This window comes from Bacillus sp. hwrm1 (assembly GCF_040207805.1).
Lineage (GTDB): Bacteria > Bacillota > Bacilli > Bacillales > Bacillaceae > Bacillus > Bacillus velezensis.
This window is the reverse complement of the sequence record NZ_CP157943.1, coordinates 3,235,335-3,251,425: the sequence shown is the minus strand read 5'-3', so window position 1 is coordinate 3,251,425 and position 16,091 is coordinate 3,235,335. Positions and strand designations below refer to the sequence as shown.

Here is a 16,091-nt window from a genome sequence, read left to right as displayed (position 1 = left end):
CCCGGTTCCGGACTTTATTCAGTTTATTTCCGTTTGGCTGCTCTTTCCGCTTTTTTGAATTCCCCGGAATAAAGGACTTCCTGCATTTTTTTCAGATTGGCTCCCTGCTGATGTTTTTCGCGCTTCTTTTCCAAAAGAAGACCCTCCTTCAAAACAGAATACCAATAGGATTGGCTTTTATTTCCGTTTTTATGCAGATAAGAGATCCTTTAAAGCGGAATCAAGTTCTTCATACGTAAATTGAAAACCGGATGTCAGCGCCTGCTTAGGCAGGGCGCGCTGGCCTTTTACGATCAACAGGCTCATTTCTCCCAAGGCCTTCTCCAGAAAAAGTTCCGGTACGGGAATCCAATGGGGGCGGTGCAGGACGCCTGCGATCGTCTTTCCGAATTGCTTCATTTCCACGGGGTTCGGCGATGTCACATTCATGGGACCGGACAAGTCATCATGCTCCGCCGCAAAAGCGATGAGTTCCGCGGCGTCATCCACATGAACCCATGACAGCCACTGCCGTCCAGAGCCGATGGTGCCGCCGGCTAACAGCTTATAAGGGAGAACCATGAGCGGCAGGGCGCCTTTTTCACCGAGCATCACCCCGAATCTGGCATATACCGTCCGGATGCCGAGCGCTTCAATTTTCTGGCCTTCACGTTCCCACATATGAGCCGTATGACTGAGAAAATCTTCATTTGACGTATCTGACTGTTCGGTGAACGTTTTTTCTGTGCTTGTGCCGTAAATGCCGACGGCGCTGGCCTGAATCAAAGCCCGGGGTTTTTTCGGCTGCTGCTTCATAATCCGTCTGACTTCTCTCGTCGCTTCTAGTCTGCTTGAGATGATTTGTTCCTTCGTTGTGTCCGTCCAGCGGTCAAAGATGGATTTGCCGGCGAGGTTCACCCATACATCAATAGGGGGAAGCTCGCGCTCAGGCGCCGCGTTTTCGGCCAGCCATTGAACATATGTCACATTTTTTTGTTCGGTTTCTCTCTGTTTTCTTGATAAAATATAGACATGATGTCCCCGGCGGGTAAACACACCTGTCAGATGCCGGCCCAGAAAACCAGTGCCGCCTGTCATCGCGATATTCATATCCATCTCTCCTTACACGTTGATACATATACTGTACCTCATTTGCCAAAAAGAAAAACGCCTGAACATCGGGGCGGGAAAGGAGACCGGGATGCCCTTTATTACAAAAATATCGACCCAAAAGAAAAATACCGAGCGCTTCAACATCTTTCTTGATGAGAAATATGCATTCAGCGTCGACGCCGACGTGCTTGTGCGTTTTGACCTGAAAAAAGGGAAAGAACTGGACGAGCTTGACATTCTTGAAATCCAGTACGGCGATGACGTGAAAAAAGCCTTTAACCGCGCCGTAGAATTTTTATCATACCGGATGCGCTCTGAAAAAGAAGTCCGGGATCATCTGAAGAAAAAAGAAACGCCGGACATGGTCATTTCTGAAGTCATCCATAAACTGTACGATTACAGCTACTTAAATGACAAAGAATTTGCCGAAGCCTATGCGAGCACCCACAAAAAAACAAACGGCAAAGGCCCTGACGTCCTGTTCCGCGAGCTGAAAGCGAAAGGAATAGACGACGATACCATCAAGGAGACGCTCAGTGCGTTTACATTTGATGAGCAGATACAAGAAGCGCTGAAACATATCGGCAAAATCCTGAAAAAAGACAAAAAGCTGTCCACAAAAGAGATCAGACAGCGGGCGCAGATGCAGCTTCAGCGAAAAGGTTTCCCTTTCGACGTCATCAATGCCGCTCTGGAGCAGACGGAGTATGAGAATGACGATGAAGCCGAGATGGAAGCTCTGAAGGCTCATGCGGAAAAAGCGATCAGGAAATACCGTTATGACGGCAGTTATGAAAGCGGAATGAAGGTTAAACAGTACTTATTCAGAAAAGGATTCTCGATTGACGATATTGATCAATTCTTGCAGGAAGAGGAGTAAACTGAAATGGACAAACGATACAGTCAAATGACGTCTCATGAACTACAGACAGAAATTGCGGGACTGACGGAAAAAGCGCGAAAAGCGGAACAGATGGGCATTGTAAATGAACTGGCCGTGCTTGAACGGAAAATTACGATGGCCAAAGCTTACATGCTGAACCCGGAAGACTTTCGGCCCGGCGGGGTGTATCAGATAGAAGGTTCTGATGACACTTTCCGCATTGATTACATCAACGGCGTATTCGCCTGGGGACACAGATCTTCCCCGTCTGACGGGGAAGAAGCACTGCCGATTTCCGTTTTAAAAGAAAAAAAATAACAAAAGAGGCCGGTTCCGGCCTCTTTTTCTTTTCAGGCACATTCGTTTCATACTTTCAGTAAAAAATGATTGAATTCATTTTTGATATCTTTTAAGATGGAATTCGTTGTTTTTTAATAAAAAGGAGGCGATTTGCGTTGAATATCAAAATGAAACAGCCATCAGTGAAATTAATGATTTTTGTTTTAATGATTTGCACATTTTCCATCGGGTATACGGAATATGCTGTCATGGGTATTCTGACGTCGATTGCCGATGACTTTCATATACATGTATCTTCAGCGGGCATGCTTGTTACGGCGTACGCGGCAAGCGTCTGCCTGACGGGCCCGATCGTAACCATTATCGCGGTTAAGCTGCCAAGAAAGCCGGTGCTGCTAGGGTTGATGGGCATCTTCGTCCTTGCCAACCTGATGAGCGTCTTCGCGCCGAACTTCGCCGTGCTGGCGATTTCCAGAATTTTATCCGCATCCATCCACGGAGCTTTTTTTGCGATCGCCATGGTGTTTGCGAGTGAAATGGTGCCGCCTGAAAAACGTTCCGCCGCCGCGGCTTCCATGAACGGCGGATTAACCGTGGCGCTGATGCTCGGTGTCCCGTTCGGCTCTTATTTAGGGGATGCCCTTAACTGGCGGGCCGTCTTTTTCATTATTTCCGTTTTAGGCATGATCGGGCTGATCGGACTGATGCTGGTCGTACCGAACCGGAAACCGAAAGTGATTCCGATGCTGATGAATGAATGGAGTGTCTTTAAGCATAAACAAGTGATTTTTTCCTTTGCGATCACCATTCTCGGCTACTCAGGCGTATTTATCGCTTACACGTTTATTGAGCCGATTTTAAGAGATTCAGCGGGGTTCGGCACAGTCGGCATCACAGGTGCGTTATTTGCCTACGGTCTCGGCGGAGTGGCGGGGAATTTCTTCGCGGGGAAAGTGCCGCTCAAACTGCTGACACGCACGATGATCGGTGTGATGATCGGCTTGATCGGCGTCTTGGCGATTTTCCCTTATATCGCTGTTTTTCCCGCCGCCGCGGTTTCAGCGACATTTTTATTCGGCGCATGTGCGTTCGGCACGCCGCCGCTTTTGCAGACCAAGGTTATTTCTTCCTCTGAAAACGGCACGACAATCGCCGCTGCGGTGAGCGTTTCCGCCTTTAACCTGGCAAACGCGCTCGGCGCCTGGATCGGCGGATTGATTCTCGGGGGAACGGGATCTTACTCATGGCTGTTTGCCGGCGGTGCGCTGATGACGGCTCTCGGCCTTGTGCTTTCCACGTTCGCTCATCTGTCTGAGAAGAAAGATGTTTATGAATACCAAGTGCATAAAGGATAACAAAAAGCTTGCAGGGGATATTCCGCCTGCAAGCTTTTTTCAGTGTTTCAATGTAATGCTGATCACCGTATGTTTATCACTCTCGGCTAAGGACATATTCCGGGTTTCCGGTACCCCTTCTTTTTCAAAAACGACGGCATAGGTTCCTTTCGCGCCGCTTTTCCATGCAATCTCGCCGTGGTGATCAGTCTTGCCTATTATCTCTCCGCGGTCTATATTCGGCTGATGATCTGACTCCGCCGCTTTCATCACGGTGACCGTCACACCGGCCGCCGGTGAACCGTCTGCATCCTCAACATGGAGCGTAACGGGCAATGCTTTTTTGGCGGCAGAATCATCCGCTTTGCCGCATCCGCATAAAACGGCCGCGGCGAGAAAGAAAACCAAAGCTTTATTGATTTGACCAATATTGAATGTTGTCGAATACACTGTTTGTCACCCTTGTTCCCAGATTGTAAGACGACCCGCCGTTTGTATGAATGGCAATGGCGGTCTGGCCGGTGTCGCTGTAATTGCGGTAAACGGGCGATCCGCTCTGGCAGCCGAACGTATCTGTCGTGTAAGTGAGTTTATATGTCTCGGCAGAACGAATCGGCTTGCTGTCCGACCACATGGAACCGGACACTTTGTCGCACGGATATCCTGTCACGGTTGAGGAAAGCCCGGCCGGACTGGAACTGTTGGTCGTCCGGTAGCCGTACCAGCCGACGGTATTCCCGGGCGATTCGTTTACTTTGATTGCGCCGTAGTCGTAGTTTGTGTCACCGTTTTCTGTCCACCCTTTGACACTGTAGAATGTCTTGCCTGAATAAGAGCCGTACGGGTACGATGATCCGTTGCGGCCGGGAGCTGCCGTAATTTTCGATGCCCAGCCGTTTTTCTGGTCATACACGCAATGTCCCGCCGTAACGATCGTGTCGGCATTGACAAAAAAACCGGTGCATCCGTAGGTGCTTGTGCTGCCGCTGTATGTAACGGTCAGCTGTGCTGTCGCTCGATATGGAAATGATGTTGTAGAAGAAATTCTGATTCGTTCGTCTGTCCCAATAATACTGGAAGGCTTTAATGACTTGATGTCAGCTTTGCTGTTTTGTGCAAGCTGTCTTTTGGTGAGGCCCGTTCCTTCATAAGCGGGGGATGTCTGTGTTGTTTGTACAGGCTGATTCTGATGTGCGTCAAACTCCTCACCGCTGTTTGATACAGATGTCTGCGGGCTGCCCGCTGCTTCTGCTGAAACAGCAAATAATGAAACTGACAGTAAGAATGCGGTAAGGCTCAGCAATCGTTTTGAAACTGTCTTCATTTTATAAAACCCCTCCTTTTTTGTCTACCGGCTTTCGTTTTAACATTTAACATATTATGGAATTTATTTAGCGTTATGACCGCAAAAGGATGTTTTTTTCCGCAAAAAAAAAAGACCGGGTCATTCCCGGTCTCTTACGGTGTGTGTGTTATCGCCTGCCTGAAGCTCTCATGCGTTCTTGCGGGTGCGAATTAATTGAACCGTCCGCCCGTTTAGAAGCGTAGTCATCCTTTGCCCGCGGTTCGCCTTCAAACTTATTATTGTTCTGATTAGGAAATCCTTTTGCCTTGTTCCGGACCATTTGTTTTCCCCCTCGGCCAATATCAAAAGGTTGCGCCTTCTGGACTGAAGACGTAAAGTTAGTATATGCCTGTGACAAGCTGCGTAAAAGCAGCAGGTTTTCCCAAGGAAAGGAGACAGAGACATGAATACATATATCGACAAACTGACGAATTTGCTGCTTGAGAAAAATGACATGCTCAGCTATTTGCAAGCGCGAACTTGGGTTGAGCTTTTATGGGGAGATTTCGAAGCAACTTACGCAAAAGCCGGCCGCCCGTATCAAGGAGAGCAAATGACGGAACGCGTCGTCAAGGAATGGATCGAATCATACGGCAGCAAGCTCCATATGTTCCAGAGCGTTCGGGAAGACATTTCTCATTATTTGGATCAAAGCAGGGGTCTCCTGCATTAACATAGCAGTTCGCCCGCCGGATACAAGTCCGGCGGTTTTTACTTTTTATAAAAGAAATAGAAAAATCATGTTTGGCGACCGGCGGAATGTGGAAATGTGTAATAACTTATAAAATAGCGGGGAGGAACCACAATGAACATGAAAAAGGGGTTAACCGCATTTATTCCGGCCGCAGGACTTTGCTTATTTTTAGCCGCAGGCACCGTTTTTTTCGATCCGGCAGCGAATGCCGCAGCAGTTCACCAGACAAAAATAGACACCGCAGCAGATACATATATCGTGAAAGCAGGAGAACTTAACGTCCGCAAAGAACCAAATAAACAAGGCTCGATTATCGGCACGCTTCGTTCAGAGGATTCCGTAAAGGTTAAACGGCTTCAAGGAGCAGATTGGGCTGAGATTGACTACAAAGGTCACAAAGCCTATATCTCCACACATTTTCTGATGAAGCAGCCGGTGAAGGCGGTGACGGCGAAACAAACCGCTTTTTATACGCCGACTTTGGAAACCGGCAAAAAAGGGTCCGTTAAAGCGGGTGAAACCGTCAATGTGCTCGGCTGGGGGTTCAGCCATGACGGAGGGTTTGACCGTAAATGGGCGTACGTCACATACGGCGGGAAAGCAGGTTATGTGAAAACGGCCGACTTAACTCAAAAATAAAGATTCAGGCAGGCGAATGAGCCTGCTTTTTTTCTGAAACCTTCTGTCTTTCCTTTCGTAAAAGATGAAAAGGAGAGTGACGGATATGATAATGGTAATCGGCGGCCTTCTGATGGCTGCGGCCGGCATTTCAGTCACATTTTTTCCGCCGAAGTCGATCAACAGCCTGTACGGATATCGGACGAAGCGCTCTATGGCGGATGAGTCGCAGTGGAAAGAAGGCAATCGATTCAGTGCGCTCCTCATGATTTTGTTCGGCCTTATTTCGGCGGCAGCTGGATTTGCGGTCAGCCTGCTTATCCGGCTGACTCAGCCGTTCGCCCTGATCGTTCAGGCCGTATTGTTGATTGTGATCAGCGTACTGATCATCGTCTTAACAGAAAGAAGATTGAAACAAACGGGGAGGAGAATCGATGAATGACATTACGTTTCACATGATCGAAACAAACGGAGTGACGCTGCACACGGCTTCAGCCGGTCCGAAAGACGGTCCTTTGGCGGTGCTGCTGCACGGGTTTCCGGAATTCTGGTACGGCTGGAAAAGCCAGATCAAACCGCTGGCGGATGCCGGATACCATGTTGTCGTGCCTGATCAGCGCGGCTATAATCTCAGTGACAAACCGGAGGGCATTGAAAACTATACCATTGATACGCTCAGAGACGACATTATCGGGCTGATCACTCATTTTACAGATGACAAAGCCGTCGTCATCGGCCACGATTGGGGAGGAGCCGTGGCCTGGCATTTGGCATCCACGCGGCCGCAATACGTTGAAAAATTGATCACGGTCAATATCCCGCACCCGGCGGTTATGCGGAAGGTCACACCGTTCTACCCGCCGCAGTGGAAGAAAAGCTCTTATATTGCTTTCTTTCAGCTTCCGGAAAAGCCGGAACGGAGATTGTCTGAAGACAATTACCGCGTATTGGATCACGCGATCGGCTTATCCGAACGACCGGCGCTTTTTTCACGGGAAGATGTCGACAGCTACAAAGAAGCTTGGGGCAGAAAAGGAGCGCTCACGGCGATGCTGAACTGGTACCGGGCGATCAGAGCCGGCGGTTTAGGCCCTGCCGTTCCGCTTAAAATGCCCGTTCCGTACCGATTAATATGGGGCGTCAATGACCGAGCGCTGAGCAAAAAGCTCGCCAAGGAAACAAAACGGATGATTCCAACCGGCGACTTAATCTTCATAGATGATGCCTCACATTGGGTCATTCACGAAAAACCGCGCATCGTCAGCCATTTGATTCATGAATACCTTCAGCAATAAAGTCTGTCCCGCGTACAGACTTTTTCTTTTTTTTCTCATATCTGCCGAAAAACATGACAAAATATAAACCATATGCAGAAAAAATTTTCTTTCCCTGTAACAAAAAAAGGGTTTAAACGTCATTAAAAAAAGGAAAAGCCTTACTGAAGTTTTGCGGACAATTCCTTTAAGGCCGTCCTAAAAAAAGAATAATACAAAGAAGGTGCCTTCATGAAACAAAGGTTAATCTCAATTATTATTCCGTCTTACAATGAAGGGAACAACGTCAAGCTCATCCATGAATCTTTAAAAAAAGAGTTTCAGACGATTCATTATGACTATGAAATTTTCTACATCAATGACGGAAGCGCGGATGACACCCTTCAGCAGATTAAAGAACTGGCCGCCAGAAACCATCGCGTCAAATACATATCTTTTTCCCGCAACTTCGGAAAAGAAGCGGCCATTTTGGCAGGATTTGAACACGTGCAGGGCGAAGCGGTAATCGTGATGGACGCCGATCTGCAGCATCCGACCCATCTGCTGAAAGACTTCATTCAAGGCTATGAAGAAGGGTATGACCAAGTCATCGCGCAGCGCAACCGAAAAGGGGACAGCCCCGTGCGTTCCGTGCTTTCTTCCCTGTATTATAAATTTATCAACAAAGCCGTCGAAGTGGACCTGCGTGACGGGGTCGGAGATTTCCGCCTGCTGAGCCGGCAGGCCGTTGATGCCCTTTTGAAGCTGAGTGAAGGGAACCGTTTCTCGAAAGGGCTGTTCTGCTGGATCGGGTTTGACCAGAAAATCGTATTTTATGAAAATGTCGAAAGGAAGAACGGCACGTCCAAATGGTCATTCAGCAATCTGTTCAACTACGGAATGGACGGGGTCGTCTCCTTCAACAACAAGCCCCTTAGGGTATGCTTTTTCACCGGTATTCTGATATTGCTTCTGTCGATGGTGTATATTGTAACGACCTTTGTTCATATTCTGACACACGGCGTGTCCGTACCCGGATACTTCACCATTATTTCCGCCGTGCTGTTTTTAGGGGGCATCCAGCTTTTGAGTCTCGGCATCATCGGAGAATATATCGGCCGGATTTACTATGAAACAAAAAAACGCCCGCACTATTTAATTAAAGAAGCGAATATAACGTACGGAGAACAAAATGAAACGAATTATACAAAAAAGCGCAAGTGGAACCATTAAACAGCCGCCGCTGTGCGCAGGGTCTGGGGACGTTGTATGAAAAAAAATAAATGGATCTTGCCGGCAGCCTGTGTGCTGGCTGCGGCAGCCGCTCATATTTTTTTCTTAAAAGAGTGGTCGGCAGGCCGCTATATGACGGGGTCTGGAGACGGGATCGCCCAAATGGCGGTCTTCAAAAAGCTGCTGTTTGATCAATATATGAACGGCAGGCTGTTTTACAGCTATTCGTTCGGACTGGGCGGGGGCGTGTACAGTCAGCTCGGCTATTATTTCTCTACTTCTTTTCTATTCCTGTTTATCTCCGCCGCTGTCCGCTTTTTGCAGCTTATTCAGCTGACGGGTGAGGCTGATGCGCTGTTTTGGGCGCAGGCCTCCGTTTTTATCAGCATTGCCAAGCAGAGTTTTATCATATTCACGGCGGCGTGTGTGTTCCGTTATTTCGTCAAACGGACGGTGCCTGCTTTTGCCGGCGCCGTGTTGTACGGGGTCTCGATTATTTACTTCCGGCATGAGGTATATTGGGACTTTTTCACTGACAGTATGGTGTGGCTGCCGTTGCTTGTGTTGGGCGCGGAAAAAATCATCCGGGAAAAAAAGCCGGCGTGGTTTATCTTCGCCTGTGCGCTGACATTGATCAACAACTTTTATTTTGCGTATATTAATCTGATTTTCATCGGCATTTATATCTTATTCAGGTGGGTGATCCCCCTTGAAGGCAATGAGGCGAAAAAGCTCACTCAATGCAGGATATTTATTCTGTCGGGCCTTCTCGGGTTCGGCATAAGCGCAGTTTCCTTTATTCCTGTCGTATACGGATACCTTCATAATCTGCGGCCTCCGTATTCAGAGCATATTGCATGGCTTGATTTTTCCGACAACATTTTATTTTCTAGCAGGATAATCATCCTGCCGGCGGCTTTTTTGCTTTTTCTATTTACATTTACTTTATACAAAAACCGCTTGTTTCGGCTATTTGCGGGAATCAGTCTGCTGTATATTCTGTTTCACTTCAGTCCGTTCGCGGCAAGTGCCTTTAACGGTTTTTCAGCTCCGCAGAACAGGTTTGAATACGTCCTGTGCTTCACGATTGCCGGAACGGTTTCAGCAGGGCTTTCTAAGCTTTCAGACATCAGCATGAAGAGTATGCTGATGTCCGCCGTACTCGTCGTTCTGCTCTATTGGAGCCAGGTGAGGCGGTACAGTCTGGATATTTCTGATCACGCCAACCTGCCCGTCATCCTTCTTCTGGTGCTGAGCATAGCCGCTTTCTTTGCAGCAAAGACAAGACTGAAAGGCGCGGTGCCCGCCGTCTATGCCGTCATTTTGCTTACAGCTGTGCTTACGGCTAATACATATGAAAAATATGCTTTATCAGAAGGCGGGAAGATTTATACGGTATCGCATACATTTATGACGGGTGCTGACTATAAAGGCAAAGAACAATCAGAGCTCATTCAGCGTCTGAAAGAAAAAGACCCTGATCCGTTTGCCCGTTTAGATTGGATGAACGGTGTTTTCAATAACACCCCGATCATATACGGGTTCAACGGATTCAGCGTTTACTCAAGTATACTGAACCGCAATCTGCTGTCCTTTTACTGGCACGACCTCCAGATTGACATGGGCAGAGAAAGCGTCAGCCGCTATGCCACATTAGGAAACAGGGCTAATTTATACAGCCTGCTTTACGGAAAATATTATATGACGGAAAAAACAAACGAGGCCGGCGTGCCGTACGGGTTCAAAAAAATCATGGAATCAACCCATTATGCGGTTTATCAAAATCAATATATGCTTCCGTTCGTACGGACAGCCGATCGCGTATATAACGAGGGCGGCCTGAAAAAAGCGCCCGCCCTTGCCAGGGAACGGGCAATGCTTGACGGGATCGTCATGGAATCAAGCACAACCAACACGAAAAAAGCGCCTGAGGCGAAAAATATGATCCGCCATGCAGAGGTAGCGGCCGAACATGGCGATTATCATAACGGCATCCTGACGGTAAACGAAGACGGCGGCGGCCTGGTCATTACGCCGCAAGCCGCTAAGATGGACGGCGGCGATTATTACGTCAGCTTTTATTTGAAGAATAAAGCGAAGGACCAGGGCTTTACATTAAAAGTGAACGATTACACGACAACGAGAAAATCGAATCAATCCATTTACAAAACAGGTGTCAACGATCTTACTGTGAGAGTGCCGAAAACAAAAAACATCCAAATCCGTCTGCCGAAAGGATCTTATCAGCTTGACGGACTGGCGCTTTATGAAGAACGGTACGATACGCTGAAAAGCGCATACCGAAAAGCGGAAAAAGAACCGCGGGCCGATCTCAGCTGGCGCGGAAATACGCTTCATATCTCGTATGATAACAAAACCCGCGCGCCGTATATCATGCTTCCGATTCCATATGAAAAAGGCTGGGAGCTGAAGATAAACGGCAGAAAAGAGCAGATTGAAAAAGCGGATTATTCCTTTATCGGATTTAAAGCGCAAAAAGGAAAAAACGATATTCAATTAACGTATTACCCGCCGTTTTTTAAACCCGCGGCCGCTCTATCGGTGATCAGCCTCGTGTTTGCGGTTATATATGTGAGAAGACAAAAAAAGCCCGGCTCTTAAACAGAGCCGAGCTTTAATTTTTTCTGCAATTTTTCCTCGCTGAAAATCCAGCCCGTGTAAGAAGAGAGAAGCTCTAAATCATGACTGAGGTGGACGATGGCGACAAAAGGATAGTGGCCTTTGCTCCGGTAGCGTAAATCAATAAAACGCACCTCATAATGATCTTTAAAGGTATCGACCTCCCACCTGTAAACGGGGGAAAATGAAAGAAAGGCTGCAATATTTTCGTCCTGTTTTGCGGCCTTCATCACATCGGTTTCCGGAACGGGCACGCGGTTGAATGTATCCAATATCACGACATGGCCGTCAAGGCTTCTGCCGACATAAAAGGCATGCGCCGTCGTCACGGCGATACGCCACTGCCTGAATTTCATCGTCGGCGAAATAATGATGGTTTCAATCTCCTCTTCAATCATTTCGCGCAGCCTTCGCTTTATCCGCAGCTGCATCAAAAACCGGACGGCGTAATATCCTGCGAGGATGATATAAAGCATCAGAAATGTCACGCCCGGATGACCTCCGATATACCACATGGCAATCGCGGCCAAATGGCTGACGAAAATAAACGGATCAAAGGTATTGATTAAACCGAGAGCGATCCATTTTCTCGAAAACGGGCGGATGGCCTGCGTGCCGTACGCGTTAAAAATGTCAACAAACACATGCAAAACGACAGCGAGAAGCGTCCACAGCCACAAGTGCAAAAAGTTCGCTTCCGGATAAAACATAAACAAAATACCCGGAATCAGAACGGACCAAAATAAAACGGCGGGAATGGAGTGCGTGAACCCTCTATGATTTCGAATATAAACGGCATTATTTTTCAGCTTCAATATGGTATCAATATCAGGTGCCTGAGAGCCGGCAAGAGCGGCGATCATAACTGCCTGAGACATGGGGGTGTGCATGCCGACGGCAGGATCAAGAGTTGCGATTCCGCCAAGCGCGATACCCATGACAACGTGAGTGCCAGTATCCATTGTTGACCTCCTAGCAGGCGTTAACAATCAGTCGCCCGCATATTTCGCATTATAAGATATTCCCCATTTTCTGTTTGCCCAATCATGGCGTTTATCCGCCGTTCTCATATGTTTCCGCTTTTTCTTTATCACTATTTAATGTAACATATTATCGTAACGTGCCCTAAGTTTACACCAAAATAAGGTGTCAAGAAAAGCGGAACCCGAAACATCTGAGGAGAAGATATGAACGCACTTGAAGAAAAAATGAAACAAAAAGATATAGACAAATTTCGCGAGGACTTAATTACATGGTTCGAAAGAGAACAGAGAATTCTGCCGTGGAGAGAAAATCAGGACCCATATCGGGTGTGGGTATCAGAGGTGATGCTGCAGCAGACGCGCGTAGAAACCGTTATCCCTTATTTCCGGCGGTTTGTTGAGCAATTTCCGACCGTTTCGGCGCTCGCTGAAGCCGATGAGGAAAAAGTGCTCAAAGCCTGGGAAGGGCTAGGTTATTACTCCCGTGTAAGAAATCTGCAAAGCGCCGTAAAAGAAGTGCATGAGCGGTACGGGGGAGTCGTCCCTGCCGAGGAAAAGGAATTTGGCGGACTGAAAGGCGTCGGCCCTTATACAAAAGGCGCCGTGCTCAGCATCGCATACAACAAACCGATTCCCGCCGTAGACGGCAATGTGATGCGTGTCATGTCGAGAATTCTTTCCATATGGGACGATATCGCAAAACCTAAAACCAGAACCATTTTCGAACAGGCGGTATCCGCTTTCATTTCTCATGAAAAACCATCTGAATTCAATCAGGGTTTAATGGAGCTCGGCGCGATCATCTGCACCCCGAAATCGCCGTCCTGCCTGCTTTGCCCCGTACAAAAGCACTGTTCGGCATTTGCGGAAGGGACAGAGCGGGAGCTGCCCGTTAAAAGCAAAAAGAAAAAGCCCGGAATAAAAACAATGGCAGCCGTTGTGCTGACAGACGATCAAGGCGATGTCTATATTCATAAACGGCCGCCAAAAGGCTTGCTCGCCAACTTGTGGGAGTTTCCGAATACCGAAACCCAGAAAGGAATCAAAACCGAAAGAGAGCAGCTTGAAGCCTATTTAGAAAAAGAGATGGGAACAACCGCTGAAATCGGGGAGCTGGAAGGCATCGTAGAACATGTTTTCACCCATCTCGTCTGGAATATTTCGGTCTTTTTCGGTAAAGTAAAACAAGTGTCGGATACAACGGAATTCATACGGGTCACAAAAGAGGAGCTCGAGGAATACGCATTTCCCGTTTCCCATCAAAAGATATGGAAAATGGCGGAAGAAAGCGGCCGCCTGTAAAAAACGTCAGTCATAGCTGACGCGAGTGCCGTGGCCGTAATCCGCTTCATTCCGTTTCAGTCCGCCGCGGGCTTCGATTTCCTGAATCAGTTCCCGGTATTTGGACTGGCCTTCTTCGTTTAAATACGGCATAATTTGCTGGAAGGCATGATGGAAATAGGCGAGCTCTGAATCTCTCCAATCTTTTTTGGGCATCATGGCCAATTCGCCCATATCACGTCCGACATACATATAAAAGACCCCTTTCAACACATATTGCTTTTATTGTTTGTTGAATGAAAAGAACTATACACAGCAAGGAGCTGAGGAAAAATGGAACAAAATAAATGCGCACTGATCACGGGAAGCAGCCGCGGCGTCGGGAAAGCAGCCGCCATCAGACTCGCGGAAAAAGGATACAACATCGTCATCAATTACGCCCGCAGTAAAAAAGCGGCATTAGAAACCGCCGAAGAAATTGAAAAACTCGGCGTTAAAACGCTCGTCATTAAAGCCAATGTCGGCCAGCCGGCAAAAATCAAAGACATGTTCCGCCAGATTGACGAAACATTCGGCAGACTGGACGTGTTCGTCAATAATGCGGCTTCAGGCGTGCTGAGACCGGTCATGGAACTCGAAGAAACACACTGGGACTGGACAATGAATATCAATGCGAAAGCATTGCTTTTCTGCGCCCAGGAAGCGGCAAAGATGATGGAGAAAAACGGAGGCGGCCACATCGTCAGCATCAGCTCGCTCGGCAGCATCCGCTATCTTGAAAACTATACGACGGTCGGAGTCTCAAAAGCCGCTTTAGAATCGTTAACCCGTTATCTGGCGGTTGAGCTGTCTCCGAAAAATATCATCGTAAACGCGGTGTCAGGCGGAGCGATTGATACGGACGCGCTGAAGCATTTCCCTAACAGAGATGAACTGCTGGAAGATGCCCGCCAAAATACGCCGGCCGGCAGAATGGTCGAAATTAAAGATATGATCGATACGGTGGAGTTTTTAGTTTCTTCAAAAGCGGACATGATCCGCGGCCAGACCATCATTATTGACGGCGGACGTTCTCTGCTCGTATAAGTTTTAAAAAAAGATGAATAGCCTTATCATCTCCTGCGCATTCTAAAGTGCGTGGAGGTGATAACAATGGCAAACTCAAAATACAGCAAAACAGACGTTCAGCAGGTGAAAAGACAAAACCAGCAATCAGCTTCCGGTCAGGGTCAATACGGCACTGAATTCGGCAGTGAAACTGATGCGCAGCAGGTTAGAAAGCAAAACCAATCTGCTGAACAAAACAAACAGCAAAACAGCTAATCACTGAAACGAAAAAGCACTTCATCTTCGGATGGAAGTGCTTTTTTCTGTTGCCAAAACGACAAAACTTGTGATTCCTCTACAGAATGAGTCAAAGGGTTTTCCGGCGTAAAATCGAAATGGTAAGGAGTATCAACCTAAAAGCCTAAGGAGGAACCCGATGTCAGAGTTTGAAAAGCTTGTAAGTGAACAGATGAAAATCATGGATCAGCTTCTCGAGCTGCAGTCAGAACTTGACCGCTGCCGGCAGGTGGAAGCGGAACTCATCAGTCTGGAAAGAGATGCAAAGCTGGACAATGTACAGGACGAAATTGCGACAAAGCGAAAAGACCTGGCCGGCATACAGGAGTTATTCCAAAGGCAGACAGAGCAAGTCATCCAGTCTTATCGCAGCACGGAAAAGCCGTCTTCCTATGTGCAGAAATGAATGTGCCATTCCGGAAGCGGAGTGGTTCTTTTATTTTCATTTTTTAATTCGTAACGTTATAATAGTGAAAAGACTTGTCGGAAAGCAATTGCGGCTGCATTGACTGCAGGGCTTTACAGAAAGTAGGGGAGAAATATGGGATATCCCAAGGAAGGAGAAACCATTCAAATTCACAGCTATAAGCATAACGGGCTGCTTCATCGAATTTGGAATGAAACGACGATTTTAAAAAGTACGGAATTGTGTATCATCGGAGCCAACGACCGGACAATGGTGACGGAATCCGACGGACGGACGTGGGTGACGAGAGAACCGGCGATCTGCTACTTTCATGCCCGTCAGTGGTTTAACGTCATCGGAATGCTGAGAGATGACGGGGTACACTATTATTGCAACATCAGCTCGCCGTTCGCTTATGACGGAGAGGCCATCAAATATATTGATTACGATTTGGATGTCAAGGTGTTTCCGGATATGACGTATAACATTCTTGACGAGGATGAATACGATGACCACCGCAAATCAATGAATTACCCTAAAGAGATCGACAGCATTCTGAAGGAGTATCTGAATACGCTGCTGCACTGGATTCATCAGCGGAAAGGACCGTTTGCTCCGGAATTTGTTGATATGTGGTATGAACGGTATCTGCGCTATACAAAATAAAGAATACAATAAAAAACCT

At 47.6% G+C, this 16,091-nt stretch carries 20 protein-coding genes and 1 pseudogene; 14 read left to right on the top strand and 7 right to left on the bottom strand.

The genetic code is table 11. From position 1 onward, the window contains the following. Positions 1–23 precede the first annotated feature (23 nt). On the bottom strand, positions 24–134 hold the full coding sequence (locus ABK447_RS16320; RefSeq protein ID WP_003155504.1) for a YfhE family protein: 111 nt from the start codon (positions 132–134) through the stop codon (positions 24–26). 55 nt (positions 135–189) lie between these two features. Beyond that, entirely contained in the window at positions 190–1,089 is a 900-nt protein-coding gene (locus ABK447_RS16315; RefSeq protein ID WP_012117113.1) for a TIGR01777 family oxidoreductase, read from the bottom strand. A gap of 91 nt (positions 1,090–1,180) precedes the next feature. Here ABK447_RS16315 and recX point away from each other — a divergent pair, with 91 nt between their 5' ends. The 3 genes from recX to ABK447_RS16300 all read left to right on the top strand — a co-directional run bounded on the left by recX (position 1,181) and on the right by ABK447_RS16300 (position 3,630). Next, complete coding sequence (gene recX, locus ABK447_RS16310) at positions 1,181–1,972, top strand: recombination regulator RecX (protein ID WP_015239427.1); 792 nt, start codon at positions 1,181–1,183, stop codon at positions 1,970–1,972. A 6-nt stretch (positions 1,973–1,978) separates the two neighbouring features. Continuing rightward, complete coding sequence (locus ABK447_RS16305) at positions 1,979–2,293, top strand: YfhH family protein (RefSeq protein WP_032867739.1); 315 nt, start codon at positions 1,979–1,981, stop codon at positions 2,291–2,293. A gap of 143 nt (positions 2,294–2,436) precedes the next feature. After that, a complete protein-coding gene (locus ABK447_RS16300; RefSeq protein WP_025284446.1) occupies positions 2,437–3,630 on the top strand; it encodes an MFS transporter in 1,194 nt (397 codons plus the stop codon). A 39-nt stretch (positions 3,631–3,669) separates the two neighbouring features. On the opposite strand, the gene ABK447_RS16295 is transcribed toward ABK447_RS16300, so the two are convergent. From ABK447_RS16295 to ABK447_RS16285, 3 genes are all read right to left on the bottom strand, one after another. Next, the gene (locus tag ABK447_RS16295) at positions 3,670–4,059 is read right to left on the bottom strand and encodes a DUF2606 family protein (protein ID WP_094031604.1); all 390 of its coding nucleotides are present in this window, start codon (positions 4,057–4,059) and stop codon (positions 3,670–3,672) included. Next, positions 4,022–4,933: a serine protease gene (locus tag ABK447_RS16290; protein ID WP_094031605.1), complete on the bottom strand. Its 912-nt coding sequence runs from the start codon at positions 4,931–4,933 to the stop codon at positions 4,022–4,024. Before ABK447_RS16290 ends, ABK447_RS16295 begins: the two co-directional genes overlap by 38 nt. A 148-nt stretch (positions 4,934–5,081) precedes the next feature. Continuing rightward, positions 5,082–5,234, bottom strand: coding sequence for a small, acid-soluble spore protein K (locus tag ABK447_RS16285; RefSeq protein ID WP_003155495.1), 153 nt, complete (start codon positions 5,232–5,234; stop codon positions 5,082–5,084). A 123-nt stretch (positions 5,235–5,357) separates the two neighbouring features. Here ABK447_RS16285 and ABK447_RS16280 point away from each other — a divergent pair, with 123 nt between their 5' ends. From ABK447_RS16280 to ABK447_RS16255, 6 genes are all read left to right on the top strand, one after another. Further along, positions 5,358–5,627: a YfhJ family protein gene (locus ABK447_RS16280; protein ID WP_094031606.1), complete on the top strand. Its 270-nt coding sequence runs from the start codon at positions 5,358–5,360 to the stop codon at positions 5,625–5,627. A 132-nt stretch (positions 5,628–5,759) separates the two neighbouring features. Beyond that, a complete protein-coding gene (locus ABK447_RS16275) occupies positions 5,760–6,287 on the top strand; it encodes an SH3 domain-containing protein (protein WP_015417063.1) in 528 nt (175 codons plus the stop codon). Positions 6,288–6,372: 85 nt separating this feature from the next. Continuing rightward, complete coding sequence (locus ABK447_RS16270; RefSeq protein ID WP_349909099.1) at positions 6,373–6,708, top strand: SdpI family protein; 336 nt, start codon at positions 6,373–6,375, stop codon at positions 6,706–6,708. Continuing rightward, entirely contained in the window at positions 6,701–7,561 is an 861-nt protein-coding gene (locus tag ABK447_RS16265) for an alpha/beta fold hydrolase (protein ID WP_094031608.1), read from the top strand. Before ABK447_RS16270 ends, ABK447_RS16265 begins: the two co-directional genes overlap by 8 nt. A 210-nt stretch (positions 7,562–7,771) precedes the next feature. Continuing rightward, positions 7,772–8,752 (top strand): glycosyltransferase family 2 protein, encoded by a 981-nt coding sequence (locus tag ABK447_RS16260; RefSeq protein ID WP_003155484.1) that lies wholly within the window; start codon positions 7,772–7,774, stop codon positions 8,750–8,752. 36 nt (positions 8,753–8,788) lie between these two features. Further along, the gene (locus ABK447_RS16255) at positions 8,789–11,374 is read left to right on the top strand and encodes a YfhO family protein (RefSeq protein WP_094031609.1); all 2,586 of its coding nucleotides are present in this window, start codon (positions 8,789–8,791) and stop codon (positions 11,372–11,374) included. On the opposite strand, the gene ABK447_RS16250 is transcribed toward ABK447_RS16255, so the two are convergent. Next, positions 11,371–12,354 carry a metal-dependent hydrolase gene (locus ABK447_RS16250; RefSeq protein WP_015239434.1) on the bottom strand — a complete coding sequence of 328 codons (984 nt, stop codon included), beginning with the start codon at positions 12,352–12,354 and terminating at the stop codon, positions 11,371–11,373. The genes ABK447_RS16255 and ABK447_RS16250 overlap by 4 nt on opposite strands. 225 nt (positions 12,355–12,579) lie before the next feature. Here ABK447_RS16250 and mutY point away from each other — a divergent pair, with 225 nt between their 5' ends. Then, positions 12,580–13,677: an A/G-specific adenine glycosylase gene (gene mutY, locus ABK447_RS16245; protein WP_012117124.1), complete on the top strand. Its 1,098-nt coding sequence runs from the start codon at positions 12,580–12,582 to the stop codon at positions 13,675–13,677. A 6-nt stretch (positions 13,678–13,683) separates the two neighbouring features. Here mutY and ABK447_RS16240 read toward each other — a convergent pair whose 3' ends face one another. After that, on the bottom strand, positions 13,684–13,908 hold the full coding sequence (locus ABK447_RS16240) for a hypothetical protein (RefSeq protein ID WP_007408563.1): 225 nt from the start codon (positions 13,906–13,908) through the stop codon (positions 13,684–13,686). Positions 13,909–13,989: 81 nt separating this feature from the next. On the opposite strand from ABK447_RS16240, the gene fabL reads away from it, so the two are divergent. The 4 genes and pseudogenes from fabL to ABK447_RS16220 all read left to right on the top strand — a co-directional run bounded on the left by fabL (position 13,990) and on the right by ABK447_RS16220 (position 16,072). After that, the gene (gene fabL / locus ABK447_RS16235; RefSeq protein WP_003155478.1) at positions 13,990–14,742 is read left to right on the top strand and encodes an enoyl-[acyl-carrier-protein] reductase FabL; all 753 of its coding nucleotides are present in this window, start codon (positions 13,990–13,992) and stop codon (positions 14,740–14,742) included. An 84-nt stretch (positions 14,743–14,826) separates the two neighbouring features. Beyond that, positions 14,827–14,979: pseudogene (locus tag ABK447_RS16230) on the top strand (gamma-type small acid-soluble spore protein); the annotation flags it as partial. 160 nt (positions 14,980–15,139) lie between these two features. Further along, on the top strand, positions 15,140–15,406 hold the full coding sequence (locus ABK447_RS16225) for a YgaB family protein (protein ID WP_003155476.1): 267 nt from the start codon (positions 15,140–15,142) through the stop codon (positions 15,404–15,406). Positions 15,407–15,541: 135 nt separating this feature from the next. Next, positions 15,542–16,072 (top strand): DUF402 domain-containing protein, encoded by a 531-nt coding sequence (locus tag ABK447_RS16220; RefSeq protein WP_003155475.1) that lies wholly within the window; start codon positions 15,542–15,544, stop codon positions 16,070–16,072. Positions 16,073–16,091: the final 19 nt, after the last annotated feature.